26 protein-coding genes are annotated in these 25,440 nt (G+C 60.9%); 15 read left to right on the plus strand and 11 right to left on the minus strand.

The window, feature by feature from the left end:
- The first annotated feature begins 1 nt into the window (after position 1).
- From ASE39_RS14440 to ASE39_RS14460, 5 genes are read left to right on the plus strand one after another with little or no spacing between them, the layout of a single operon-like run.
- Entirely contained in the window at positions 2-331 is a 330-nt protein-coding gene (locus ASE39_RS14440; RefSeq protein WP_010458857.1) for a hypothetical protein, read from the plus strand.
- Positions 328-1,170, plus strand: a complete 843-nt coding sequence (locus tag ASE39_RS14445; RefSeq protein WP_010458856.1) for an HDOD domain-containing protein — start codon at positions 328-330, stop codon at positions 1,168-1,170. The genes ASE39_RS14440 and ASE39_RS14445 overlap by 4 nt, the downstream gene beginning before the upstream one ends.
- A 12-nt stretch (positions 1,171-1,182) precedes the next feature.
- Positions 1,183-2,133, plus strand: a complete 951-nt coding sequence (locus tag ASE39_RS14450) for an ATP-binding protein (protein ID WP_081474556.1) — start codon at positions 1,183-1,185, stop codon at positions 2,131-2,133.
- A gap of 3 nt (positions 2,134-2,136) precedes the next feature.
- Positions 2,137-3,483, plus strand: a complete 1,347-nt coding sequence (locus ASE39_RS14455) for an HD domain-containing phosphohydrolase (protein WP_082615454.1) — start codon at positions 2,137-2,139, stop codon at positions 3,481-3,483.
- Between the two features lie 15 nt (positions 3,484-3,498).
- Complete coding sequence (locus tag ASE39_RS14460; RefSeq protein ID WP_010458853.1) at positions 3,499-4,032, plus strand: response regulator; 534 nt, start codon at positions 3,499-3,501, stop codon at positions 4,030-4,032.
- A gap of 20 nt (positions 4,033-4,052) precedes the next feature.
- Here ASE39_RS14460 and ASE39_RS14465 read toward each other — a convergent pair whose 3' ends face one another.
- Positions 4,053-7,082 carry an EAL domain-containing protein gene (locus tag ASE39_RS14465; RefSeq protein ID WP_140426142.1) on the minus strand — a complete coding sequence of 1,010 codons (3,030 nt, stop codon included), beginning with the start codon at positions 7,080-7,082 and terminating at the stop codon, positions 4,053-4,055.
- Positions 7,083-7,325: 243 nt separating this feature from the next.
- Here ASE39_RS14465 and ASE39_RS14470 point away from each other — a divergent pair, with 243 nt between their 5' ends.
- The 5 genes from ASE39_RS14470 to ASE39_RS14490 all read left to right on the plus strand — a co-directional run bounded on the left by ASE39_RS14470 (position 7,326) and on the right by ASE39_RS14490 (position 12,647).
- Positions 7,326-9,197 carry a TonB-dependent receptor gene (locus ASE39_RS14470; protein WP_158004254.1) on the plus strand — a complete coding sequence of 624 codons (1,872 nt, stop codon included), beginning with the start codon at positions 7,326-7,328 and terminating at the stop codon, positions 9,195-9,197.
- Positions 9,194-9,769: a YfiR family protein gene (locus ASE39_RS14475; protein WP_158004255.1), complete on the plus strand. Its 576-nt coding sequence runs from the start codon at positions 9,194-9,196 to the stop codon at positions 9,767-9,769. Before ASE39_RS14470 ends, ASE39_RS14475 begins: the two co-directional genes overlap by 4 nt.
- On the plus strand, positions 9,770-11,296 hold the full coding sequence (locus ASE39_RS14480) for a HAMP domain-containing histidine kinase (RefSeq protein ID WP_057271613.1): 1,527 nt from the start codon (positions 9,770-9,772) through the stop codon (positions 11,294-11,296).
- Positions 11,283-11,723, plus strand: a complete 441-nt coding sequence (locus tag ASE39_RS14485) for a response regulator (RefSeq protein WP_057271614.1) — start codon at positions 11,283-11,285, stop codon at positions 11,721-11,723. The genes ASE39_RS14480 and ASE39_RS14485 overlap by 14 nt, the downstream gene beginning before the upstream one ends.
- A gap of 114 nt (positions 11,724-11,837) precedes the next feature.
- Complete coding sequence (locus ASE39_RS14490) at positions 11,838-12,647, plus strand: SDR family oxidoreductase (protein ID WP_057271615.1); 810 nt, start codon at positions 11,838-11,840, stop codon at positions 12,645-12,647.
- Positions 12,648-12,722: 75 nt separating this feature from the next.
- Here the strand turns inward: ASE39_RS14490 and ASE39_RS14495 are convergent, their stop codons facing one another.
- Genes ASE39_RS14495 through ASE39_RS14510 form a run of 4 tightly spaced genes read right to left on the minus strand, consistent with a single transcriptional unit; the run spans position 12,723 to position 16,428 of the window.
- Positions 12,723-14,099 carry an MATE family efflux transporter gene (locus ASE39_RS14495; protein ID WP_057271833.1) on the minus strand — a complete coding sequence of 459 codons (1,377 nt, stop codon included), beginning with the start codon at positions 14,097-14,099 and terminating at the stop codon, positions 12,723-12,725.
- A gap of 31 nt (positions 14,100-14,130) precedes the next feature.
- Positions 14,131-14,637, minus strand: a complete 507-nt coding sequence (locus tag ASE39_RS14500) for a MaoC family dehydratase (RefSeq protein ID WP_057271616.1) — start codon at positions 14,635-14,637, stop codon at positions 14,131-14,133.
- Between the two features lie 47 nt (positions 14,638-14,684).
- Positions 14,685-15,938, minus strand: coding sequence for an MFS transporter (locus ASE39_RS14505; RefSeq protein WP_057271617.1), 1,254 nt, complete (start codon positions 15,936-15,938; stop codon positions 14,685-14,687).
- A complete protein-coding gene (locus tag ASE39_RS14510) occupies positions 15,928-16,428 on the minus strand; it encodes a MarR family winged helix-turn-helix transcriptional regulator (RefSeq protein WP_057224451.1) in 501 nt (166 codons plus the stop codon). The genes ASE39_RS14505 and ASE39_RS14510 overlap by 11 nt, the downstream gene beginning before the upstream one ends.
- A gap of 73 nt (positions 16,429-16,501) precedes the next feature.
- Between ASE39_RS14510 and ASE39_RS14515 the strand changes: the two genes are divergently transcribed.
- Positions 16,502-17,053 carry a PaaI family thioesterase gene (locus ASE39_RS14515; RefSeq protein WP_010458833.1) on the plus strand — a complete coding sequence of 184 codons (552 nt, stop codon included), beginning with the start codon at positions 16,502-16,504 and terminating at the stop codon, positions 17,051-17,053.
- On the plus strand, positions 17,050-17,463 hold the full coding sequence (gene gloA / locus ASE39_RS14520; protein WP_057271618.1) for a lactoylglutathione lyase: 414 nt from the start codon (positions 17,050-17,052) through the stop codon (positions 17,461-17,463). Before ASE39_RS14515 ends, gloA begins: the two co-directional genes overlap by 4 nt.
- Positions 17,464-17,593: 130 nt before the next feature.
- Here gloA and ASE39_RS14525 read toward each other — a convergent pair whose 3' ends face one another.
- Positions 17,594-18,109, minus strand: a complete 516-nt coding sequence (locus ASE39_RS14525) for an OmpA family protein (protein WP_057271619.1) — start codon at positions 18,107-18,109, stop codon at positions 17,594-17,596.
- Between the two features lie 106 nt (positions 18,110-18,215).
- Between ASE39_RS14525 and ASE39_RS14530 the strand changes: the two genes are divergently transcribed.
- Together ASE39_RS14530 and ASE39_RS14535 are read left to right on the plus strand one after the other, a co-directional pair.
- Positions 18,216-18,809 carry a gamma-glutamylcyclotransferase gene (locus ASE39_RS14530; RefSeq protein ID WP_057224446.1) on the plus strand — a complete coding sequence of 198 codons (594 nt, stop codon included), beginning with the start codon at positions 18,216-18,218 and terminating at the stop codon, positions 18,807-18,809.
- Between the two features lie 97 nt (positions 18,810-18,906).
- The gene (locus ASE39_RS14535; RefSeq protein WP_057224444.1) at positions 18,907-19,434 is read left to right on the plus strand and encodes a superoxide dismutase family protein; all 528 of its coding nucleotides are present in this window, start codon (positions 18,907-18,909) and stop codon (positions 19,432-19,434) included.
- A gap of 14 nt (positions 19,435-19,448) precedes the next feature.
- Here ASE39_RS14535 and ASE39_RS14540 read toward each other — a convergent pair whose 3' ends face one another.
- A complete protein-coding gene (locus tag ASE39_RS14540) occupies positions 19,449-20,012 on the minus strand; it encodes an NTP transferase domain-containing protein (RefSeq protein WP_057224442.1) in 564 nt (187 codons plus the stop codon).
- Positions 20,013-20,095: 83 nt separating this feature from the next.
- Positions 20,096-20,863 (minus strand): SDR family oxidoreductase, encoded by a 768-nt coding sequence (locus ASE39_RS14545; RefSeq protein WP_057271620.1) that lies wholly within the window; start codon positions 20,861-20,863, stop codon positions 20,096-20,098.
- A gap of 100 nt (positions 20,864-20,963) precedes the next feature.
- Between ASE39_RS14545 and ASE39_RS14550 the strand changes: the two genes are divergently transcribed.
- A complete protein-coding gene (locus tag ASE39_RS14550) occupies positions 20,964-21,872 on the plus strand; it encodes a LysR family transcriptional regulator (RefSeq protein WP_057271621.1) in 909 nt (302 codons plus the stop codon).
- Positions 21,873-21,901: 29 nt separating this feature from the next.
- Here the strand turns inward: ASE39_RS14550 and ASE39_RS14555 are convergent, their stop codons facing one another.
- From ASE39_RS14555 to ASE39_RS14565, 3 genes are all read right to left on the minus strand, one after another.
- Positions 21,902-24,193 (minus strand): xanthine dehydrogenase family protein molybdopterin-binding subunit, encoded by a 2,292-nt coding sequence (locus tag ASE39_RS14555; protein ID WP_057271834.1) that lies wholly within the window; start codon positions 24,191-24,193, stop codon positions 21,902-21,904.
- A 15-nt stretch (positions 24,194-24,208) separates the two neighbouring features.
- On the minus strand, positions 24,209-24,670 hold the full coding sequence (locus ASE39_RS14560) for a (2Fe-2S)-binding protein (RefSeq protein ID WP_010458214.1): 462 nt from the start codon (positions 24,668-24,670) through the stop codon (positions 24,209-24,211).
- A gap of 177 nt (positions 24,671-24,847) precedes the next feature.
- Positions 24,848-25,420, minus strand: coding sequence for a TetR/AcrR family transcriptional regulator (locus tag ASE39_RS14565; protein WP_010458216.1), 573 nt, complete (start codon positions 25,418-25,420; stop codon positions 24,848-24,850).
- Positions 25,421-25,440 lie beyond the last annotated feature (20 nt).

A 25,440-nucleotide genomic window follows, 5' to 3' on the forward strand; every position in this document is an offset into this window, starting at 1 on the left:
CATGCAAGCTCTTGCCACAACGACTGAACTGCTCCCCGAGGGGCTGCTTCTGGCGCAGCCAGTGCTGGATGCGCATGCACAGCTTCTGTTGCCAGCGGGTACGCCTGTCACGCGCGGGATTCTGAACAGCTTGCAGCACCGGGGAATCGACACCATCTTTGTGAATGCCCCCGAAGAGGTAGAACACCGGGGCGAGACGCTGGACCCTGCCGCTCAGCAGGCACAGACTGAAAAGCGTTTGCTGCATCTGTTCAGGCCCGCCATGCAGGTCGGGCAACTCAACCCTTTGCTGCACCTCATCTTGAGGTATCGGTCCGGAGAGAGGCCATGAAGCAACTCACTACGGATGCCATCCTGCGCAGCGTCCACGAACTGCCGGCGCTGCCAGCGGTGGTATTGGAGTTGATCCAGTCTTTTGGCGACAGCCATATTTCTGCCGAGCAACTGGCCGTGAAGATATCGCACGACCAGGCCATTGCCGCCAAAACCCTTCGGCTCGCGAATTCGTCTTTCTATGGCCTGCCGCGTCAGGTCACCTCCATCGCCGAGGCGACTGCGATCCTGGGACTGCGCACGTTGCGCAGCGTGGCAACGGCCGCTGGCCTGGTCGGCGGGTTTTCCAAGTCACGCTGCCAAGGTTTCGACTTTGATGCGTTCTGGCGCCACTCGATCGGTACCGCGCTTACCTGCCGAGCCCTGGCGCAGCGCACCCGACTGGACGAGGACGCTGCATTTACGCTGGGTCTGGTACACGACATCGGGCGCCTGGTCCTGGTCAGTTCCTATGAGGAGGAATATGCCCACGCCATTGCCTACCGGGCAGAACATGACTGTCTTATGCATGCCGCGGAGCGGCACCATTTTGGTGTGGACCACGCGGAGGTCGGTGGTGTTATTGCAGAGCATTGGCACTTTGCCCCAGAGATCGTCACCGCCATCGCATGCCATCACCGGCCGCCTTCCACGCGCAACAGGGGGCTCGCAGACCTCGTCCATGTTGCCGACAACATTGCACACGGCCTCGATCTTTCGCACAAGGAAGACGATATGGTGCCGCTGCTGTCCCTGGATGCATGGGGCCGGCTGGCACTGGGCGACAAGGACTATGCAGAAGTTTTTGATGCGGTGGCTGAACAACACGAAGTGGTCTGCCACGCATTGCTGGCCTGAGGAGGGGTTGATATGAGTTCTCACGATCCACTATTGGCTGATGCCATGAACACCACATCCTCGCTCTCTGCCATCGATGTCACGGCGGACAGGGTCAAGGAGCTGTTGCGCTCCAATGAAGAGCTGATGCAGCTCAACGCCAAGCTTTCGGATGCGCAGGACAAGTTGATGCAGTCTGAAAAAATGGCCTCCATCGGGCAATTGGCCGCAGGGGTTGCCCATGAAATCAACAACCCGATTGGATTCATATTTTCAAATTTCGGAACCCTTGAGCGCTATTTGGGCGATCTGTTTCAGATGCTTGCCGCTTACGAAGAGGCCGAGTCCGCCTTGGCGGGCACTCCCGTCGCCGCACGCTTGAAGGCCTTGCGCGAGAAGATTGAACTCGACTTCCTGAAAGAGGACATTCCCTCGTTGATGACAGAGTCCAAAGACGGCATTACCCGGGTGCGCAATATTGTCCAGAACCTGAAGGACTTCTCCCGTGTGGACACCTCGCAAAAGTGGGTTCTGGCCGATTTGCACCACGGCATCGATTCCACGCTGAACATCGTCAACAACGAAATCAAATACAAGGCAGAGGTCGTGAAGGCGTATGGAGAAATCCCGGATATCGAGTGCTTGCCCTCTGAACTCAACCAGGTGTTCATGAACCTTCTGGTCAACGCCGCACATGCCATCCAGGCAGACCGCGGCACTATCACCATTCGCACCGGCGCTGATGACAACCAGGTGTGGGTGGAAATACAGGACACAGGGGAGGGCATCGCCAAGGAAAATCTGGGAAGAATCTTTGATCCGTTCTTCACCACCAAAGCGGTGGGCAAAGGCACAGGTCTTGGACTGTCTCTTTCCTATGGCATCGTCAAGAAGCATCTAGGAAGCATTGACGTGTTCAGTGAGCAGGGGGTTGGGACACGTTTTCGTGTCACGCTGCCGATTCGTCACCCGCAGGAGGCTTGAGGTGTGAATTCCCCTATCGACGTCACCGCCTTGTCAGGGGCGGCTTTGCAAGAGGAGGGCGCCAGCCTAAAGCAGGACGATGGCCAGCGCGTCTGGCGCATTCTCTGCGTGGACGACGAACCCAATATTGTGGCTTCGCTCAGGCGGCTGTTCCGTGGCAGCGGATACCAGGTGGCAACGGCCACGAGTGGTGCAGAAGCCATTGCGCACCTGGAGCAAGAGCCTGTGGACCTCGTCTTCTCCGACATGAGAATGCCCGGCATGAGCGGGGCCCAGTTGCTGGAGCAGATACGGGAGCGGTGGCCCAAAACGACGCGCGTACTGCTCACGGGCTACGCGGACATTGGTTCAACCATCGCGGCCATCAACAGCGGAGAAGTCTATCGATACATCACCAAGCCGTGGGATGACGGTGAGGTGCTTGCCACGGCGCACCAGATTTTTGAGCGCCATGCCCTGGAAGACGAAAAAGCCCGGTTGGAGGAACTGCTCAGGTCCAAAAACCAGGCCTTGATGGAATTGAATGAAACCCTGGAGGAAAAGGTCGCGGCGCGCACCAGCGAATTGCTCCAGCTCAGTCAAAAAATCAAGAAGAACTATCTCACTTCCATCAAGGTGTTTTCAAACCTCATGGAGTGGCGAGGCGGGCAACTCTCCGGTCATTCACGCCGTGTGGCGGACCTGGCCCGCCGCACCGCACGGGCCATGAACATGGCGGAAGCGGATCAGCAAGACGCATTTATCGCAGGGCTCATGCATGACATTGGGCAGATTGCCTTGCCCGATACCTTGTTGGCCAAGCCCGTGCCCAAACTTTCCGAAGAAGAAACGGCACAGTACCGACGGCATGCGGTGTTGGGGGAGCAGGCACTGATGGCCCTCGACGACATGCAGACGGTCTCCAACATTATCCGAAGCCACCACGAGCGGCACGATGGACTGGGTTATCCAGATGGCTTGGTCGGCGAGATGATTCCCATGGGGGCCTGCATCCTCGCGGTGGCAGACACCTACGACGATCTGCAAATCGGCCACCTCAGCTCCACACCTTTGAGTGCTGCGGATGCCCGGTCGATGATTGCCCGGGGCCGGGGAACCCAGTTTCATCCCGAGGTGGTGGACGTGTTCCTGCAGATGCTTCTGAAGGCCGCGCCCGGAGCGGAAATTCCGCCGCGCCTGCTGCGCACCGAGCAACTTCGACCCGGCATGGTCTTGGCGCGAGACCTGCTGTCCAGTGAGGGTGCGGTGTTGTTGGCCGCCGACCACGTGCTCACTGCCGAACTGATCAAGCGGCTGAGAATGCGCGAAGGACGGGACGACGTGGAAATGATCTTGCCGATAAAACCGTAACGGAGGGAGCCGTCCATGCAGAGAATTCTTTTACTGGATGATGAACACCATGTCCTGGCAGCGATCAAGCGGAGCCTCCGTGCAGGACTTGGCTCCGACCTTCGCATTGAAGAGACCGTCGATCCAGAAGTCGCTTTGGCCAGACTGAGGGAGGTTGCTTTTGATGTGGTGATCTCGGACTTTCGAATGCCGCTCATGACCGGCGTGGAGTTTCTGGGCTTGGTCCGGGCCATCCAACCCAAGGCCGTCAGGATGGTTTTAAGTGCATCCTCCGATTCGGAGAACCTGATGCGCGCAGTCAATGACGCCGAAGTTTTCCGTTATCTGTTGAAACCCTGGGACGAAAAAGACCTGCTTGGCCATGTCCGCTCTGCCCTCGAAAGGGCGGACCAACTGCGCCATGAAAGCGAACTGGCTGACGTCGGGCGCCATGAATTCGGGAAGCTGAATGCGACGGAACTAGAGCGCCGCCGTCTGGAAGCGCTGGAACCGGGGCTGACCCAGGTAACGTGGGGACCCAATGGCGAAGTCTTGGGACCCGATGGCTAAGAAATCGCACAGCTAGAAAATTACGCCTTTTTGCGCTGTGCTGCATCATGGTGCCTAAACGCTTCGCGAATATTGTCCCGCAGCAACTCATCATCCCAGGGTTTTGTCAGAAATTTATAGATTGCACCCCTGTTAATGGCATCTGAGATAGATTCCAGGTCGGTGTATCCCGAAAGCACTATTCGGATGGTGTCGGGATAAAGCTCGCGCGCCCTGGAGAGGAACTCTGTTCCTGACATCTCAGGCATTCGTTGGTCCGAGAGGATGACCTGAACTTCATGCTGCGCTAGGATCTCGAACCCTTCTTTTGCACTGTTGGCCGTCAATATTTCATATCCATCGCGCCTCAATAGTCGTCGCATGGATGAAAGAATGCTTGGTTCATCATCTACGATCAAAATTCTCTTGGCACCTGCAGAGGGCTGCACTGCAATTTTCAGCGCAGTCCCATCTGCAAGCAGTTGACCAAGATTCGTAGCCGATATCGGCTTGCTAAAGAAATACCCCTGAATTTCATCGCAATTCTTGCGGTGCAAGTAATTCATTTGCGCTTCAGTTTCCACACCTTCTGCGATCACTTTTAATTTGAGATTATGGGCAAGATCAATGATTGCGCTACAAATTGCAGCCGCATCGGGATCGTAGATTATTTCCCTCACAAAACTTTGGTCGATTTTCAGAAAATCTATAGGAAATCGTTTTAAATATGCGAGTGAAGAATAACCGGTTCCAAAATCGTCAATGGACAAGCGGACACCCATTGCACGGATGTCGTGGAGCCGCTGGATGTTGATGTCCACATCCTCCATGAAAAGGCTTTCGGTGATTTCAATATCAAGAGGCACCTCCGACCCTTGATAACCTTTCAGGCAGGATTTCAAAACACTGGCGAATTCTGATCGGCGTATCTGGACTGCCGAAACGTTGACAGCGATCCGTGATGGGGCCAGACCCTGGCTGCGCCATTTCTCATAGTCCTGAATAGCTTTTTGTAGAACCCATTGCCCAACGTCGATGATCAAACCGGTTTTTTCCAGAATGGGGATGAAAACCGCAGGCGACACAAGCCCGGCATCGGGATCGTTCCATCGAATAAGCGCTTCCATTCCGGTAATTTTTCCGTCCCAAAGCGAAACTTTAGGTTGGTAGTGCAATACGAACTCTTCATTTTCGAGCGCCTTGTGAAGCTTGCTCTCCATGTTGAGTTGATTGTGCACTTGGGAATTCATGGACGGCGTGTAGAACTGGTAACGGCCACTGGCCGCACCGGCCTCACGCGAAGCCGCTTCAGCGTGTGCGAACAATGTGTCTGCATCTTTTCCATCGTCGGGAAAAAGGGATATCCCAGTCCGGAAAGACAAATACAGCTCTTTCCCTTCAAAGATGAAAGGACGCTCCATCAAGGGAAATATTTTTTCAGCCAGAAGGTGGGCTATTTCTGCAGGAACGCTCCGATACGTTGCGATGATTCCAAACTGATCTGATCCCATTCGTGCAATTTTGTCGCTGGAGCCCAGTGCTTCAATCAATCGCCTGGCGACCGATTGAATCATCGCATCTCCGGCATGCCGTCCCAAAGTATCATTGATATTTTTGAATCTCTCGATATTCATCCATATCAATGCAATGTAGCCGTCATCTTCTTCTCGAATGGTATTTTTAATCAGCTGGTGAAAGCGATCCTGCAGCAGGCTTCGATTGGGAAGTCCTGTCAGTGCATCATAGTAAGCCAGATAGTTGAGCCGTTCTGATTTTTCGAGATGATCTACGGAGAAGGCGATGTCAGATGCGAGTTCCTGGAGCAACTGAATTTCGGCTTCATCAAAAAAATCCTGATCTGAGGCGTATAGGGCCATGAGCCCGATAGGTTTTTTTTTGACAGAAAGTGGAAAAAGGCCAAAACTCTGAAAACCTCGGGCGATTGCCTGCTGTCGCAATAAAATCCTGGTGTCACTCTTGATGTCTTGAACTAAAATGGTTTTTGCATTTTCAATGCATTCGCCAATAAGCCCATAGTCCTGCCGATCGGAATCGATTCCCATCGGTATGTGATCAATATAATCCTCTCCCGCACCTGCCCATGCGACAGCGGTAATTTTTTGCACCTCAATGTCGATAATTCCAATCCATGCCAGGCAAAAGCCCCCGGCATTCACAGCAATTTGACAGGCCTCCTGAAATAAATCCTTGCGATCTTGTGTCCTTACAATCAAAGAATTGATGCTACTCAATACCGCATAAATCCGGTTGAGGCGCTTGACTTTGAGTTCTGCATTCTTTCGCTCGGTGATGTCAACGACAGAGCCGGCCATATAGGTCGCCAAGCCATTGGCATCCCATACCGCCTGGCCCTTGGCATGTGACCAGCGGTAGGAGCCGTCTTTGGCCAATGCCCGGTATTCCACATCGTACGGAGCACGGTTTTTGATGTGGGCGGCAAAAGCGCTCAGGACCATCTGTCGATCGTTGGGCTCCAATAGACCGAGCCATGCCGTTGCCGTATTTTCGATTTCCTCGTCCGCATAACCCAGGCGAAACTTCCACTGCGCTGAAATCTGTGCAATACCCGTGTCGATATTCCAGTCCCAGACATCGCCCGTGGAGGCCGCCAGACGAAACCGCAATTCGCTATGCCGCAAAGCTTCCTGGGTGCGTTTTTGCTCCCGCGCCAACTCGGCATCGTTGAGAGCGCGATGGATTGCCGGGGCAAGACGCCCCAGGTCATGCTTCAGGATGTAGTCCGTTGCACCGCTTTTAAGGGCGCTGATGGCGTTCTCTTCTCCAATCGTTCCAGATACGAAGATGAAAGGAACGTCTGGGCACATCTCCCTGACCACTGACAGCGCGTCGATGCCATTGAAGCGGGGCATGCTGAAATCTGAAAGGACGATGTCCGGCACGCTCGCACGCAGCTCGTGGCGCAGCCGTTCTTCGTTGTCTACCCGGCGGCTTGTAAAGTGCAACGATGCACGCCGCAAGGTATGTGCGACGAGTTCTGCATCGTTGGGCTCATCCTCGACCATCAGGATGTTCAGGGGGGCGGCTTGCAAGTATTCCTCCTTCCGCAGACGATGCCTGCGGAACACTGCCGTGCTGAAAGTAGTCTAGGGTGCAGCACCCTGGGCATCAAGAAATTCTTAATTTCCGTCGTTTGGATGCGCAACCCCCGTTGAAAGGTTTGCACCAAAAGGTTTTCAACCTACCATGCTTTGAATGGCTGGCTACGAAAGCTTGCCACGCAAACATGGGGGAGGCTGGCCGTGATACAGATCCGAACATACCTGACAGCGTGGTTGACCCTGTCTTTGCTGCCTTTGTCTTCTGTGCAGGCACAGGATAACAAGGCCTCCTTGCTTGCCGAGCTTTCCATCGAAGAGCTGGCCAACATTCAGATCACTTCCGCTGCGAGGCATCCCGAGTTTCTGGGGGACGCTTCCGCCGCGATTTTTGTGATCACTTCCGACAGTATCCGCCGTTCGGGCGCTGCCACCCTTCCGGAAGCTTTGCGCTTGGCGCCCAATCTTCAGGTCGCCCGCCTTGACGCAAGCCAATATGCAATCAGTGCACGTGGCTTTAACAATGCCATTGGGAACAAACTCCTGGTCTTGATCGATGGGCGCACGGTCTACACACCTTTTTTCTCAGGGGTTTTTTGGGACCAGCAGGACGTCATGCTGGAAGACGTCGATCGAATAGAAGTCATCAGCGGGCCTGGCGCCACCCTGTGGGGCGCCAACGCAGTCAACGGTGTGATCAACGTGATCACCAAATCCTCTGCCCACACCCAAGGGGGACTTTTGGTGGTTGGCGCGGGCAATCAGGGGCGGGAAGCGTCTTTCAGATACGGTGGCGTGCTGGGCGAGGGCGCTACTTTTCGCGTCTATGCAAAAGGGGATGTGACGCGCCCGGTCGTGTCGATAGGGAACGCAGCAGCCACGGATGGCCGTTCGCGTGGGCAACTGGGGTGGAGGGCTGATTGGGCGGATAAAAACACCGAGCTGACCTTGCAAGGCGACGTGTACGAGGGCGCCACAGACAACCGCGGGTTCTTTGGGCGTTTTGATATAGGACGGGTGGAAGCATCCGGTGCCAACATCCTCGGCCGCCTGACGCGAAAGCTGGAAGCAGGGCAGGACGTTCGCCTGCAGGCCTACTACGACTACACGGACCGGAAAGACGCGTTTCTGTACCAACCACGGCAGCGTGTTCTTGATGTGGAGTTTCAGCACGGTGTGCCACTGGAGTCGCACCGGCTGCTCTGGGGCGGCGGTTACAGGCAGGCCAGTGATGTCATTCGTCCGGGCGTGATTTTCGGGTTTGCTCCGGCACAAGCGTCGCTGCACTGGGCGAATCTGTTTGTGCAAGACGAATTCAAGGTGACCGAGCATCTCAACCTGACGGTTGGCACCAAACTGGAAAGAAATGATTTCACAGGAATGGAGTCCCTTCCAAGCGCGCGCTTTGAGTGGAAACCTTCTCCACACCAGCTTTGGTGGGGCGCTGTGTCACGGGCAGTGCGGGCGCCAGCGCGCCTGGACCGCGACATACGGCTGCCGCCCAACCCCCCATTCATCATCGCTGGAGGACCTGACTTCGAGTCTGAAGTCGCCAAGGTCCTGGAGCTTGGATACCGATCCCAGCCATCGTCAACATTGTCCTATTCGGTCACTGCATTTCAGCACCATTGGGACAAATTGCGCAGCGGGCAGCGAGCGCCTGGTGCGCAGGTGCAGAACATGATCGAAGGAAAGACCTGGGGATTGGAAGCCTGGGGCGAGTGGCACGCGGCACGCAATCTGCGGTTGGCGGGCGGATTGTCGGTATTGCGCAAGAACCTGCGCGTCATGCCCGGGAGTACCGATCCAGAAGGGCCCCGCGCGCTGGGCAACGATCCTGGCCACCAGTGGATGCTGCGTGCCGGATTCAATCTGCCCCATCGCCAGGAACTCGACGTCATTGTGCGAAGGGTAGGGGCGTTGCCCGACCCCGCGGTGCCTGCATACACGGCCGTGGATGTGCGTTTTGGCTGGACAGTGCGGCCCGGGGTCGAATTTTCGATCGTGGGTCAGAATCTGTTTGATGGCGCTCACCCGGAGTTCAATGCGCCGATGAACCGCAAAGAAATCCCCCGCAACGTTGCCTTGCGAATCAGGTGGACTTTGTGAAAACCTGGCTGTCTTCGCTGCTGTTGAAGCGGGGCTTGGTCCTTGCATTGCTGCTGCTCGGTGTGCTCATCAACCCGTGTGCAGCTCAGCCAGACTGGCCGAACGATGAGTTCCAAATCAAAGCAGCTTTTCTCTATAAATTTGCAGGCTACGTTGAGTGGCCTGAAGGATCTCCGGGCCCCGTGGATGCACCTCTCACGATTGGCGTCCTGGGAGCCGATCCCATTGCCGAGGAACTGATGCAAATCGTTCAGGGCCGCAAGATTCAATCTCGGGGCCTTGCGGTTCGCCGCCTCAAAGCTGGAGACTCCCTGGACGATGTCGCCATCCTGTTCGTTGGCAAGGGTGATGCCACACAGCTGAAACCCTTGAGGGGTGCCTTGCAAGCCCGGCCGGTACTTGTCGTCACAGAAGAGCCAGCAGGGCTGGCGCTGGGAGGCATGATCAATTTTCTGCCCGTGGATAGAAATGTCCGCTTCGAGGTCTCGCTCGATTCCGTCAAAAAAGGTGGACTGCGCCTGAGCTCCCGATTGCTCGCGGTGGCCCAGAAGGTGCATGGCGAGGGGCGCTAAATGTGGAACGCCATCGCTCGCTCACTCCGCTACAAGTTCGCGTTGGCCATGCTCGCGGCCACGTTCGTTTCACTGACAGTGGCAGGCGCCGCGCTCGCCTGGTATGAACTTCAGACGTACAAACAAAATGTGGTCAGCGATCTACAGACGCAGGCAGAAATCCTGGGCCGAGCGACCGGTCCCGCCTTGGCTTTTGATGATCACAAATCCGCAGAGGAAAACCTCTCCCTGCTGAAGACCCGGCGCCAGATTCGGGCGGCCGCAATCTACAACGCGCGCGGAAAGATGGTGGCGCAATACCGAGGCGAGGGGAGTTTCACGGGGCACAAAATCCCCGAGCTGCCCCAGTCAGATGGGGTGCGTTTGGAAGACAACGAACTGGCGGTTTTCAAGAGAATTCTCGAAAACAACGAGATCGTGGGCACCGTCTATATGAGCGCGGACTACGAACTCGTCCAGCGGTTCTGGAGCTACCTGGGCATCCTCGCCAGCGTGATGGGCCTGAGCTTGCTCGTGGCCAGCGGCATCTCGGTATGGCTGCAGTCGGCCTTGACGAAACCCATCCTCGCCGTCACAAAATTGGCACGGCAGGTGACTGAGCAGAAAGACTTCTCTTTGCGGGTGGAAAAGACCACGAAGGACGAGTTGGGCTACCTGGCGGATGCTTTCAATGACATGTTGTCTGAGATCGGGCGACGCGCCGAAGCCCTGCAGACGGCCAACAAGGCCTTGGAACGCGAAGCCCAAGAGCGTGAGCGTGCCGACCAGGAAGTACGCAACCTCAATGCCGAGTTGGAACAACGCGTCTCTCAGCGCACAATGCAGCTGCAGACGGCGAATCAAGAGCTTGAGAGCTTCAGTTACTCCGTCTCTCATGATCTGCGTGCGCCACTTCGATGGATAGTCGGTTTCTCGGAGGCCCTGGTCGAAGACCATGGTGAGAGTCTGGATGACGAAGCCCGACGAAAGATTCAGATCATCCAGAGCGAGGGGCGGCGGATGGGTGTGCTGATCGATGATTTGCTCGCGTTGTCGCGATTGGGACGCCGGGCGCTCAAAGTAGGGGAGTTGGCGATGGGGGACCTGGTGCTCACTACCTGGAATGCGCTTAAGGAACGCGAGGACTTCAGCCGCGTGAACCTGCATATCGGGGCCATGCCCGCCGTGATAGGAGACCGGGTGCTTTTGGGGCAAGTGTGGACGAACCTGCTGTCGAACGCCCTCAAGTTCAGCTCGAAGCAGAACGATCCTCGCATTGAGATCGGAGCTATCTCAGACGACCAGGAACACACTTTTTTCGTGCGTGACAATGGCGCCGGATTTGACCCGAAGTACAAAGACAAGTTATTCGGGGTCTTTCAGCGCCTGCATGATGCCCAGGAATTCCCGGGAACCGGCGTGGGCCTCGCGCTGGTCCAACGGATAGTGCACCGCCATGGCGGGCGCGTTTGGGCCGAGGGCAACGTGGGTGAAGGCGCCACGTTTTATTTCACCGTCCCACGGGAGGGCTGCGATGGAGCTGTTTGAAGAAGTCGATATTCTCCTGGTCGAGGATAGTCCCAACGACGCAGAACTCGCGATCCGCGCGCTGAAGAAGCGAGGGTTCGCCAGCAGGATGCTGTGGGTCAAAGATGGCGAACAGGCCATCAACTATCTGTTTCGGCTTGGAGAATATTCGCAACACGATGAAGCCAGCCCGAAGCTGGTGCTTCTGGATCTGAAGATGCCACGGGTGGATGGCATGCAGGTACTGCGCACCATCAAGGCAGACCAGCGCACACGGCGGATTCCTGTGGTGATACTGACGTCTTCCCAGGAAGAGCGGGACGTGGTGCAGTCGTACGACCTGGGTGCCAACAGCTACGTGGTCAAACCCATGGATTTCGATGTGATGGCGGACATGGTCTGCCAGGCTGGCGCGTACTGGCTTTGTGTCAACAAGACGCCTTGGTGAACTGCTGATCTATGTTGGCAGATTTGTCATTTAACATAATATACATCGTATCTATTTAAACAATGTGGGACCGCACAGGGCCAAGATCTCCCTCGGCCGCTACCATCCATGCCCATGACCCTTTCTTCCCAAGCTCTTTCAGCGTCTTCCATCCACTTTGGCCACCAAGGCCGTGTCTGCATCGTCACTGGCGGTGCCCAAGGCATTGGCGAAGCCTGCGTTCGCCGCTTTGCGGTTGAAGGCGCCAAACCGGTGATCGTCGATGTGGACGATGCGCGGGGCCAGGCGCTGGCAGAGGAACTGGGCGCGCTGTATGTGCGCTGCGATGTGGGCGACAAGGCGCAGGTGGATGCGCTCGTGGCCCAGACCGTGGCGGCCCACGGGCGCATCGACGTGCTGGTGAACAACGCGGGCATCTTTCGGGCTGCAGACTTTCTGGACGTGACCGAGGCCGACTTTGACGCCGTGCTGCGGGTCAACCTCAAGGGCTCGTTCCTCGTGGGCCAGGCCGTGGCGCGGGCCATGGTGGCACAAAATGGCGGTTGTGGCGGCGGCGCCATCGTCAACATGAGCTCGGTCAACGGGGTGCTGGCCATTCCCAACATCGCGAGCTACAACGTGAGCAAAGGCGGCGTGAACCAGCTCACGCGCGTGATGGCCCTGGCGCTGGCTGACAAGAACATCCGAGTGAACGCCGTGGCGCCCGGCACCATCGCCACCGAGCTGGCCGCCAAGGCCGTGCTGACCAGCGATGAGGCCAAGCAGAAGATCATGAGCCGCACCCCCATGAAGCGGTTGGGCGAGCCGTCGGAGATTGCCGATGTGGTGGCTTGGCTGGCCAGCGACGCCGCCAGTTATGTGACCGGCGAGATCGTGACCGTGGATGGTGGCCGCATGACGCTGAACTACACCGTTCCGGTTTGATTCAACGAGGTACTACCAAATTGATAGCTGTTAGCGTTTGATAAATAAGCGCTAGCAGCCATTTTTGTTCTATTTCTATGCCTGCGGCATGCGCCGCAGCAAGCCCGCCATGCTGCGCGGCCATCCCACCGGGCCAAACCAGGCGCCACCCGCAATCGCCCAGGCGTTGACCACGCCATACAGCACCAGCGCCACGCCCTGTGCGGCGAACACCACAGCCAAACCACCGCCCCAGCGCAGCGCCAGCCAACCACCGGTGACCGCAATGGCGAGGCGCACGATGTTGCCGATCACCGGCCAGAGCAGGCGCCCTGCCCCTTGCGAGGCAAAGTACAGCACCAGGCCCAGACCGAAAAAGCCGTACACCGGCCCGACGGTGCGCAGATACAGCGCGCCCGCCTCCAGCATGGCCGGATCGCTGTTGAACAGCGACAGCCACGCGTTGGGAAACGCCGCTGCCCACAGGCCGATCGCTTCTGCCATCACAAACGCCATGCCGGCGCCGATCCAGGTGGCGCGCAAGGCGCGCTCGCGCTGGCCCGCGCCAATGCAGGTGCCGACCATGGCCACCAACGGCGCGCCCAGGCCAAATACCAGGGGCACCAGCAGGTACTCAAGCCGCGATGCGGTTCCATACCCGGCAATGGCCGCCGTGCCAAAACCGCCGACCAACGCGGTGGTCACCCCAATCGCCACATTGGTGGCCACGGTCGACACGGTGCCCACCAACCCGACCCGCAGGATGTCCTTGAACAGCACCCAGCGAAACCGGATGTGCGCGAACGATGGCTGCAGCAGGCTGCGCGGCGACCACAGATAGACCGCTAGCACCACGCTGCCGATCAGGTAGTACGCCATCAGCGCGATGGCCCCGCCGGCAATGCCCAGGCCGGGCATGGGACCCCAGCCAAAGATGAACAGTGGCGACAACGGCACCAGCACGAAGGCACCCAGCACCGTGACATAGGCCGGCACGGCCATGTTGCCCGTGCCCCGGATCACTGCCGACAGCGTGTTGAACAGCCACACCAGAAACGCGCCCGCAAAGACCCAATTGGAATAGACCAGCGCCGCGTCCAGCGCGCCGCCTGTGCCGCCCATGCGGGTGTAAAGCCAGCGCCCTCCTCCCACCACACCCACGGTGAAGACCAGCGAAAACACCGCCGCAATGGCGAGCGCGTGCAGCACCAGCGCGTCGGCATCGTCGCGCCGCCGGGCGCCCAGAGCGCGGGCGATGGCCGACGCAATACCGCCGCCCATGGCCCCCGCAGAGGTCATCTGCATCAGCATGACGACTGGGAAGACGAGCGCCATGCCCGCCAGCGCATCGGTGCCCAGCTTGCCGACAAAGTAGGTCTCGATGAGTCCTACGCCCGCCTGCGCCAGCATCACCAGCACATTGGGCGCCGCCAGCCGCAGCAGCGTGGGCGCAATCGGCGCCTCCAGCAGCATGCGGGTGCGTGGGTTCAGGGGCTCGGTCACGTCAGGCCCCTGCCCCGTTGGCCACAGGCCTGCGTGGCACCACGATGCGGACGGTGGACAGTTGCAGCACATCGCCGTGCTGGTTGCGGGTTTCGCTGCGCACGGTGACCATGCCACGGTCGGGCTTGGATTTGGAGGGCTGGATCTCCAGCACCTCGCTCACCACGTGCAGCACGTCGGTGGCGCGCGTGGGCCGGGGCCAGCTCAACTCGACCCCTGCCCCGATGATGCCGCCCGCAATCGGCAGGCCCGTGGTGACCTGCAGGCGCATGGTCACGGACGCCGTGTGCCAGCCGCTGGCCGCCAGCCCCCCAAACAGCGTGGCGCGGGCAGCAGTGTCATCCAGGTGGAACGGTTGGGGGTCGAATTGCGCAGCAAAGGCGGTGATCTGCGCTTCGTCCATGGCGTGTTCGCCGCTTTTGAACAGGTCACCCACAGCGAGGTCGTCCAGGTACACGGGCTGCCTGTCGGTGGGGGCGGATGCGGTGGAAACAAGGTGAGCGGTCATGGCAAAAAAATAGGAGATGAGGGGATGGTGGGCGGGTGTTGGCAGGGTCAGGCGGCTGCAGGGCGCACCAGCCGGGCTTCGCGGATCGGAAGGTTGACCAGGGCCGCACCCACGGCCAGCACGATGTCGATGTACCAGACCCAGTCATAGCTGCCCGTGGTCTGGAACACGCTGCCGCCCAGGTAGGCACCAAAGAAGCCACCAATCTGGTGCGCCAGCATCACGATGCCAAACAACATGGCCATGTTGGCCGTGCCGAACATCTTGGCCACCAGCCCGACCGTGGGCGGCACGGTGGAGAGAAACGTCACACCCATCACAGCGGCAAAGACCAGTACCACCGTGGGCGTCTTGGGCGCAAACAAGAAGATCAGCACTGCGAGGCCACGCGTGGCGTACAGCAGTGACAACAACGACTTCATGCGCCAGCGCCCCACGGCCCAGCCCATGGCCAGGCTGCCGACAATGTTGAACAAGCCGATCATGGCCAGCGACCACCCGCCGATCTCAGGCGGCAGACCACATGCGGCGATGACGCCCGGCAGGTGCGTGGCCAGGAATGCCACGTGAAAGCCGCACACCAGAAAGCCCGCCGCCAGATACCGGTAGCTCGGCGTGGCCAGCGCCTGGGCAATGGCCTGGCGCGCCGTCAGCGCCTTCTGGCCCGATGCGGCGGCGGCCTGCGCGGCCAAGGCGTTCGAATTGCCCCTGAGCACCCACACCGCAGGCAGCGCCAGCAGCACCAGCACACCCAGCCACTGCATGGCACTGGCCCAGCCCACCGCGGCGGTCAGGCCAATGGCAACAGGCGCCATCACAAACTGCCCAAACGACCCGCCCGCGTTGACGATGCCGCTGGCCAGCCCGCGCTTGTTGGCGGGTACCAGCCGCGCGGTCGCCGCCATCAGCACCGACGGCCCGGCCATGCCCGCACCGCCTGCGGCCAACACGCCAATCGCAAAAATCAGCCCGGCCGTGGTGGTCATGTACGGCGTGATGAAGGTGCCCAGCGCCACCAGCGCCACGCCCAGAAGGATCACGCGGCCAGTGCCGATGCGGTCGGCCACCGCCCCGGCAAACGGCTGGGTCAGGCCCCACCACAGCTGGCCGAACGCAAAGGCCAGGCTGATGCTGCCAATGCCCAGCGCGGTGGACGTGTTGAGCGCCGACAGGAACAGGCCCATGGTCTGGCGCGTGCCCATGGTGAGCGCAAAAGCACCTGCAGCAGCCAGCAGGACCAGCCACAGGGCCAGCGGTGCGGCGGACTGGGTGGTGGCTGGAGGGGTGTTGCTATTCGTCATGCCCAGCCTCCTGCACTGGCAGCGCTGCCAGCAAATCCAGTGAGTCGTCCACCAGCGCATGCAGCGCCATCACGCGTTCCACGCCCAGCGTTTCATTCAGAGCAAGCTGCGCGGCTTTCCAGTGGCGTTGTGCCTCGGCGCGTTTTACGCGGCCGGTGTCGGTGATGTGGGCCAGGCGGCTGCGGGCATCTGCGCCTGCCTCCAGCGTCACCCAGCCCGCATCGACCAGGGGACGCAAGTTGCGCGTCAACGTGGAGGCATCCATCTTCATGGCCACAGCGAGGTCGCCCGGCCGGATGGGCCCTAGCGTGAGCACATGCGACAGCAGCGAATACTGCGTGGTCTTGAGCCCGCATTTCGCCATTTCGGCGTCGTAGTGGTTGGCCACGCGGCGCATCAGCTGGCGCAGCTTGAAGTTGGTGCACCCCTGTGGCACCGTCCGGGCAACGGGTGGTGCGGCAAAGTCCATGGTGGATGTGTCGGCTTGCATGAATTTAATTGTATCTGCAATAATTGCATATGCAACTCATGCGTTTCGACCCCACCACTGACCCGGAAAAATCATGACCCAACACAACCACCTTGAACACTGGCTGGCCCAAGAGCGCGACATCCTGGCGCGGCTGGATGCAGGCCCCGGCCCGGGCGTGGCGCGGCGTGAACAGATCGCCCATCTGAACGGCCTGGAGCAGATGCAGGCCATGCTGCGTGGCGAACTGCCCTACGCCGCCATCGCCAAAACGCTGGACTTCTTGATCATCGAAGTCGGTGAAGGCACGGCCGTCTTCCAGGGCACACCCCGCGCCGAGCACCTGAACCCCATGGGCACGGTGCACGGCGGCTGGTTTGCCACCCTGCTCGACTCTGCCCTGGGCTGCTCCATCCATACGCGCATGGAGCCCGGGCGCGGCTACACCACGGCCGAGCTGGGCATCAACCTGGTCAAGGCCATCACGCCCAAGGTGCCGCGCGTGCGCGCCGAAGGCCGCGTGATCCACAGCGGGCGCCAGCTGGCCACGGCCGAGGCGCGCCTGGTGGGGCCCGACGGCACGCTGTATGCCCACGCCACCACCACCTGCCTGGTTTTTGACATCCCTGCACAATCGAAGGGATGAAATTCCTCCACACGATGCTGCGCGTTGGCAACCTTCAACGCTCGATTGATTTCTATACCCAGGTGCTGGGCATGCAACTGCTGCGCCAGTCCGAGAACCCCGAGTACAAATACTCGCTGGCTTTTCTGGGATTTGACGGCGGCAACCCTGGCCAGGCCGAGATCGAGCTGACCTACAACTGGGGCACCGAAAGCTACGAGATGGGCACGGCCTATGGCCACATCGCCCTGGGCGTGCCCGACGCCTACGCCGCATGCGAGAAGATCAAGACCTCGGGCGGCAACGTGACACGCGAAGCGGGCCCAGTCAAAGGCGGCACCACGGTCATCGCGTTTGTGACGGACCCCGATGGCTACAAGATTGAATTGATCCAGCGCGCCGAGGGGACTGGTGGCGCAGGTCTGTGTTAACCATTTGCTATTAAATAAATAGCTTTTTGCGCATGATGGATAAGCACTAGAGCCATTTTTCCCCCATAAAAAAACCCGGCATCGCCGGGTTTTTTTATGGGGCGACCTGCTGGAGGTCACTGCACAGGCATTAGGCGCCCAGGGCCACTTCCACGCGGCGCGCTTCGGCGTTGCTGCCGGTGGCGGTGGTTTCTTCGGGCTTCTTCAGCTCGATCTTGTCTTCCGCCACGCCCAGGCCCTTGAGGGCGTCACGCACCGCAAAAGCGCGCTGCTTGGCCAGCTCGGCGTTCAGGGCAGCGTCGCCCGTGGCGTCATGAAAGCCGGAGATCACAGCCTTCTTGCCTTCGGCCACACCCTTGACCACGTCGGCCAGGGCTTCGTTGGCGCCAGTGGCCAGCTCGGCCTTTGCGGTGGCAAAGTAGAACTTCACCACACCGTTTTCTACACGCACGCTGGCGGAGTCGTCAGCGACTGCTGCCGCTGGCGCGTTGCTTGCAACAGCGGTTGCAGCAGGCTTGGCGGCGCCCGAAGCGCCCACGCGCTTGACCACCACGGTGCCGACCACCACCGAGATCACCAGCGCAATCAGCGCAAACAGGAAACCCAGGGCAAAACGTTGTTGGCTATCGTCGTCAGAACTAGACATTGGAGATTCCTGCAGTGATTAAGAAAGAATGGTGGGACAGCTGCGGGACCTGCAAGCACAAGTCCCCAGGGCGCTGAAGCAAAGCTTTCGATTGTAGAGTGAACCCATGACGAATCTTCCCGCTCCGCTGCGCGATCCGGCCCCCATGCTGGAGCGCGCCCTGAATGAATGGGGTGGCCATGCGGACCTGTGGATCTTTGGCTACGGCTCGCTCATCTGGCGCCCGGATTTCGACTACGCAGAGCGCCGCCCCGCCAAGGTGCACGGCTGGCACCGGGCGCTCAAGATGTGGAGCCGCATCAACCGAGGCACGCCCGAATGCCCGGGCCTGGTGTTCGGCATGCTGTCGGGCGGCAGTTGCCGGGGCATGGTGTTCCGGGTGGACAAGGCACACGCCCGGCAGGTCATGATCAATCTGTGGCAGCGCGAGATGGTCACCGCCGTGTACGACCCGCGCTGGCTCACCTGCCACACCCCGCACGGCCCGGTGCGTGCGCTGGCCTTCACCCTGTCGCGCAAAAGCCCCAACCACACGGGGGAGCTGCCCGACCACGAGTACTGCCGTATTTTTGAGCAGGCCTGCGGGAGGTTTGGCACCACGCGGGACTACGCCCAGGCCACCTACGATGAGCTGCGCAGGCACGGCATCCATGACCGGGCCCTCGCCCGTTTGATTGCACTGGCCCAAAAAGAGGCATAGTGCACACTTTCCGCAGCCCGGCAGGGGTGCCTGCGCAGGTCACTGCGCGCAGGCCCGCACAATGCCGCGTCTTTTAACGTGCAAAGGAGTCTGAGTCATGAAGAATGTTCGTCTTGCTGGTGTCCTCTCGATGGTCGCTGTAGCCACACTGGCCGGGTGCGCCGCGTATTCCACCGGCCCCACCGCCACGGCCAAGCTGGAACCCACACGGGGCAACACCGCCGCTGGCGCGGTCACCTTTGTGCAGTCAGGCGACGTGGTGAAGGTGTCGGGCTCCATCACCGGCCTCAAGCCCAATGCCGAACACGGCTTTCATGTGCATGAAAAAGGCGACTGCTCCAGTGGCGATGGCATGAGCACGGGCGGCCACTTCAACCCCGGCGGCAAGTCCCACGGCCACCATGGCATGGGCGACCACCATACGGGCGACCTGCCCAGCCTCAAGGCCGATGCCAACGGCGTGGCCACGTTCAACTTTGAATCCAGCACGATCCGCGTGGGCAGCACCGCCAACGACATCGTCGGCAAGGGCCTGATCGTCCACCGCGACCCCGACGACTACAAGACCCAGCCCACCGGCAATGCGGGCCCGCGCCTGGCCTGTGCCGTGATTGCAGCCAAGTAACGCGGTCTTCGCCGCTACCCGCGCGCTGCCAGCAACTGCGCAGCGCGCTCCAGGTCCTGCACAGTGTCCACATCGGTCACCGTGCCCACATCGTCCACATCCATCCACCGTACCCTGCCCTGCTGCGCTTGCTGGCGCACCACGCTGGCAGCGCCGTGCTCGCCTGTCAATGCCAGCAGCCCCGGTTGGCATTCGGCGGCAAAACCCACGGGGTGACCGCGCTCGCCCTGGTACACCGGCATGGCCACGGCACAGTCCGCCTCCGCAAGGGCGGCAGCAATGGTGCGCAAGGTTTCGGGTAATACCAGCGGCAGATCCCCCGGCAACACCAGCCAGCCCGGCGCATCCGCTGTGGCGCGCACGGCTGCCGCAATCGAATCCCCCATGCCCGGGTGCCCGGCATCCTCCAGATGCCAGGGCAGCCCGCTGGCACGCACGGCGGCCAGGGTGTGCTCCAGCACCGTTTTGTCACCCAAGGGGGTGCGCAGCTTGTGCACCGTGCCGCCCGATGCTGCAAAACGTTCGCCCCGGCCAGAGGCCAGCACCAGCACCACGGGAGGCGAGGGATTGAGAGACATGGAGATAGAACCTGCGTTGGGCAATGGGCCGTGCGGTGCACAGCGGGCGCGATTCTAGGCCGTTCGCCGCACTGCGACTTGACTCAGGCCAGCGTGTACCCACCATCCACCACCAGGTTGTGCCCGCTCACAAAACTGGCCGCGTCCGACAGCAAAAACAGCACCGGCCCGACCATCTCGGCCGGTGCTGCTGGACGGCCCGCCACCGATGCCTGCAAGGTGCTGCGCATCGCATCCTCATTGCCAAAGGCAGCCAGTGCCATGGGCGTGACCGTGGGCCCTGGGCTCACGGCGTTCACGCGGATGCCTTGCTGAAAATATTCCATCGCCGCGTTGCGCGTGAGGCCGAGGGCCGCGTGTTTGCTGGCGGTATAGGCACTGATGCCGTTGAACCCCACCTGGGACGAGATGGACAGGTTGTTCACGATGGCGCCGCCGCCGGTCTTCAGCATGGCCGCAATCTGGTGCTTCATGGCATAGAAGATGCCCATTGTGTTGGCCTGCAGCACCGCCTGCACATCCGCTGCATTCAGTGTGTGCAAAGGGCCTGCGACCCCCAGGGCGCCTGCGTTGTTGAAGGCGCCGTCCAGGCGGCCAAAGTGCTGTACTGTGGCCTCGACACTGCGCTGTACGCTGGCCTCATCGGTCACATCCAGGGCCATCACCCAGGCCTGTCCACCGGCGGCACGCACCCGCTCGGCCACCTCTTCGCATTCGGCCGTGCGGCGCGCGGCCAGCACCACATTGGCTTTGTGGCGCCCAAGCGCCACGGCGGTTTCGGCGCCAATGCCCGAAGACGCTCCGCTCACCAGATAAGTTTTTCTGGCCAGATTCCACTCGCTGTTTTGCATGTTTTCTCCTGTGGTGTTGCAAATCAGCGGGAAGCTTATTGTTGAAAATAGAATATATAAATGGCCTGAAAATGCACACATCAATGAACTGATTTCAATAATGAGCCTGGACCTTGCAGATCTCAAACTCCTGAGCACCATCGCGCGCCACCTGAGCTTTCGGGCCGCCGCGCAGGACCTGGGCCTGTCGGCTTCGGCCATCAGCCATGCTGTGCGTTCGCTGGAAGAGCGGGTGGGCGTGCGCATGTTCAGCCGCACCACGCGCAGCGTGGCGCTGACCCCTGCGGGGCGCCAGTTGCTGGACCGCGTGGGGCCTGCCCTGCAGGACATTGCTGCGGCCATCGACGACATCAACGCGTTTCGGGATACCCCGCAGGGCCAGCTGCGCATCAACGCGCCGCGCTCCGCGGGCGACCTGGTGCTGGGGCCGCTGATTGCGCAGTTTCTGGCGCAGCACCCGCAGGCCGAAGTCGAGCTGGTGCTGGACGACGGGCTGGTCGATATCGTAGAGAGCGGCTTTGATGCCGGCGTGCGCTATGGCGAACGCCTGCAGCAGGACATGGTGGCCCTGCCGTTGGGGCCACCGCAGCGGCTGATGGTGGTGGCCGCACCCGCCCTGCTGGAGCGCGTGGGCATGCCGCACACCCCGCACGATCTGCTGCAGATGCCCTGCGTGCGCATCCGCTTTCCGAGCGGGGCGCGTTATGCGTGGGAGTTTGAAAAAGCCGGCGAGAAGATGGCCGTCGATGTGCAAGGGCGCCTGACCGTGGGCGACATGCCCCTCATCCTGCAGGCGGCCTTGGCGGGCGTGGGTTTTGCGTACCTGTACGAACCCTACGCGCGCGAAGCCCTGGCCCGCGGCGCACTGGTGAGCGTGCTGGACGATTGGTGCCCGCCCATCCCGGGCTTCTACCTGTACTACCCCAGCCGCAGACAGCCCACGGCCACGCTGCGGGCGTTTCTGGCGCTGGTCAAGACGGCCACCGCATCAGCAGCGCCCGGGGGGTGACGCGCCCTCCCCCCGGGTGCGCGCCGCACTCAAGCCAGCTTGAACGGCAGCTCGCGCGGTGTTTTGCCCGTGAGCTGGGCAATGGCATTGGCAAAAGCCGGTGCCAGCGGTGGCAGGCCGGGCTCACCCATGCCCTTGGGTGGGTCGGCACTGGGCACGATGTGCACCGTCACCTGCGGCATGTCGGTGATGCGCGGCACGGCGAAATCGCCGAAGTTGCTTTGCTCCACCACGCCGTCCTTGAGCGTGATGGCGCCGCCGGGCAGGCACATCGACAGGCCCATCAGCGCCGCGCCCTGCACCTGGGCTTCCACGCTTTTGGGGTTGACCACCAGGTTGCAATGCACGCCGGCCGTGATGCTGTGCAGCTTGGGCGTGCCGTCTTTCACGGACGCCTCGACCACATAGGCCACCACCGATTCAAATGACTCGTGCACCGCCACGCCCCAGGCGCGGCCAGCAGCCAGCTTCTTCTTGCCATAGCCCGACTGGGCCACCGCCAGTTGCAATGCGGCCTTGTGGCGCGGGTGTTTGTCGCCCATCAGGGCCATGCGGTAGGCCACGGGGTCTTGCTTGGTGGTGCGCGCCACTTCGTCGATGAGGGTTTCCATGGCGTAGGCCGTGTGGGTAGAGCCCACACTGCGCCACCACAGCACCGGCACGTTCACGTCGGGGTGGTGCACCGACAGCTTCATGGGTACGTTGTACGGCTCGCCCATGCCTTCGGTGGTCGTGGCGTCGATGCCGTTCTTGACCATGAAGGCCTCGAACGGCGAGCCCTTGGTGATGGACTGGCCCACGATGGTGTGGTCCCACGCCAGGATCTTGCCCTGTGCGTCGAATCCGATCTCGGCGCGGTGCACGTGCATGGGGCGGTAGTAGCCGCCCTTGATGTCGTCCTCGCGGCTCCACAGGGTGCGCACCGGGGCGGTGATGCCCGCCGTGCGCGCGGCCTTGGCCACGCCGCAGGCCTCCACTACGTAGTCGCTGGTGGGAATGGCGCGGCGGCCAAAGCCACCACCGGCCATCTGGGTGTGGACCTTGACGTTCTGCGGCTGCAGGCCCAGCGTCTTGGCGGCGGCCATCGCGTCCAGGCCGGGCATCTGCGTGCCCATCCATAGCTCGGCCTTGTCACCATCCAGCTTCACGGTGCAGTTGAGTGGCTCCATGGGCGCGTGCGCGAGGTACGGGAACACGAATTCGGCACTGATCTTGTGGGCAGCGCTCGCCAGCGGCGCCATGTCGGCCTGCATGGCCACGTTGCCGGGCTTGGCGGCCAGTTCGCGGTACTGCGCCAGCAGTGCCGTGGTGTCAGGCTTGCCGACCGCGCTGGTGTCCCATTCCACCTTCAGCGCATCGCGGCCCTGCTTGGCGGGCCAGTAACCATCGGCCACGATGGCCACACCTTCGCCGCCCCGGTCGGTGGGCACACGCAGAACGGCTTTCACGCCCTTGATGGCTTTGGCGGCGCTGTCGTCCAGCGACTTCAGCTTGGCGCCAAACACCGGCGGGCGCGCCACCACGGCCGTCAGCATGCCAGGCAAGCGCACGTCAATGCCATAGTCTTGCTGGCCGCTCGACTTGGCCTTGGCGTCCAGCCGCCCAGTGGGCTTGCCGATAAGACGGAACTGCTTCGGGTCCTTCAAGGTGACCTTTTCGGGCACCGGCTGTTTCATGGCCGCTTCGGCCAGCGCACCGTAGCCCAGCTTCTTGCCCCCGGGGCCGACGACGAAGCCGTTGCTGGTGCGCAGTGCCGACGCATCCACGCCCCACTGCGCGGCAGCGGCCGAGACCAGCATGGCCCGGGTGCGGGCACCCAGTTCGCGGTACTGGGTGTACGAGTTCTTGATGGAGTTGGAGCCGCCCGTGAGGTGCATGCCCATCATCGGATCGGCATAGGCCTGGTTGGCATCGCCGTGCACGCTGCGCACCTTGCTCCAGTCGGCATCCAGCTCCTCGGCCAGGATCATGGGCAGGCCGGTCTGCACGCCCTGGCCAAAGTCCAGGCGGTTGATGGTGACGGTGACCGTGCCATCGGCGTCGATGCGTACAAAGGCTGAAGGCTGCTCGAACGGCTTGAGGCCTGCGGGGGCTGCTGCTGCGGCACCCTGCGCGGCAGCCACCAGCGGAAACGCGCCCAGGGCAAAGCCCGACGCCGCCGACACCTTGAGGAAGGTGCGGCGAGCCAGGCCTTCAATACCCTCTATTGCGTCGTTTACTCCTGAATTAGTAGCTGCTTGCGCTTTATCCATAAGCGCTAGCAGGTGTTTTGGCATAAAAATATGGGCTTGGCCCTGCAGGGCATGAGCATCAAAGTGCATGGTGTTCTCCTTCAATCAAGCCAGGGTTTTGGCAGCGTCATGGATGGCCGCGCGGATGCGCACATAGGTGCCGCAGCGGCACACGTTGCCTGCCATGGCCGCGTCGATGTCGGCGTCACTGGGCTTCTTCTTGCCCTTGAGCAAGGCGGTGGCGCTCATGATCTGGCCGCTCTGGCAGTAGCCGCATTGCGCCACATCGTGTTTCACCCAGGCCGCATGCACGGCCTTGCCCACCTTGTCGCTGGCCGTCACAGCCTCGATGGTGGTGATCTTCTGGCCCGCTGCCGCCGAAATCGGCGTGATGCACGAGCGCACTGGCGCGCCGTTCAGGTGCACCGTGCAAGCCCCGCACAAAGCCTGGCCACAGCCAAACTTGGTGCCGGTCATGCCCAGTGTGTCGCGCAGGGCCCAGAGGATGGGGGTGGATTCATCGGCATCCACAGCCGTGTCTTTGCCATTGATGTTGAGGGTGGGCATCGTGGGGTTCTCCGTGGGAAAGGTGTTGTTGTGTTGGGGGCGGTTGGGTAGACAGGGATGGCGTCAGCGACGCCATCGGCCATGAAAGGGTTGGAGCGTGGTGCGTGGCATTTTTAAGAGAATATAAATTCGATTAAAAGATCAACCTCGGGCAAAAAAAGCTTCGCTGTCTCCCACTCAGGCCTTCAATGCGTCCCAGCACAGCCCAAAAGCCATCTGGTGTACGGCTTCTTCGTCGGGCAGCACCTTGGTGCGGATCAGGTTGCCCGTCTCGCGCACCGACCCCACCAGGCTGGCCGTGAGCAGCGGGATCGGCACGGCCTTCAATATTTCTTGCTGCTGGCCTTCTTCCATCAACGCAAAAAAACCGGCCATCAGGCGGGTCGAGAATTCGCGGTTCCCATCGGTGAACCAGGGCGAGTTGTAGTACTGCTCCTGGAACACCACTTCGGCATACTGGTCCAGCCGGTGCCGCAACAGGTTGCCCCAAGCACGCCGCACGCGGGCGCGGTAGGGCATACCAGGCGCGATGCCTTCCATGATGCGGGCGGCCGTGACCGTTTTGGCATCTTGGTAGAGCTGGCTGATGAGTTCATCCTTGGACGGGTAATACACATACAGCGTGCTGGTGGCAATGCCCGCTGCGCGGGCGATGTCGGCCAGGGTCAGGCCGCTCAGGCCCGTCTGAGCCACCAGCTCGAAGGTGGCCTGGGCGATGGCACGCTGTTTTTCGTCGTCTTTGGGTTTCATCGATGCAGCAATATAAGCGA

The sequence above is a fragment of the Acidovorax sp. Root267 genome, from assembly GCF_001429215.1.
Classification (GTDB): domain Bacteria; phylum Pseudomonadota; class Gammaproteobacteria; order Burkholderiales; family Burkholderiaceae_C; genus Acidovorax; species Acidovorax radicis.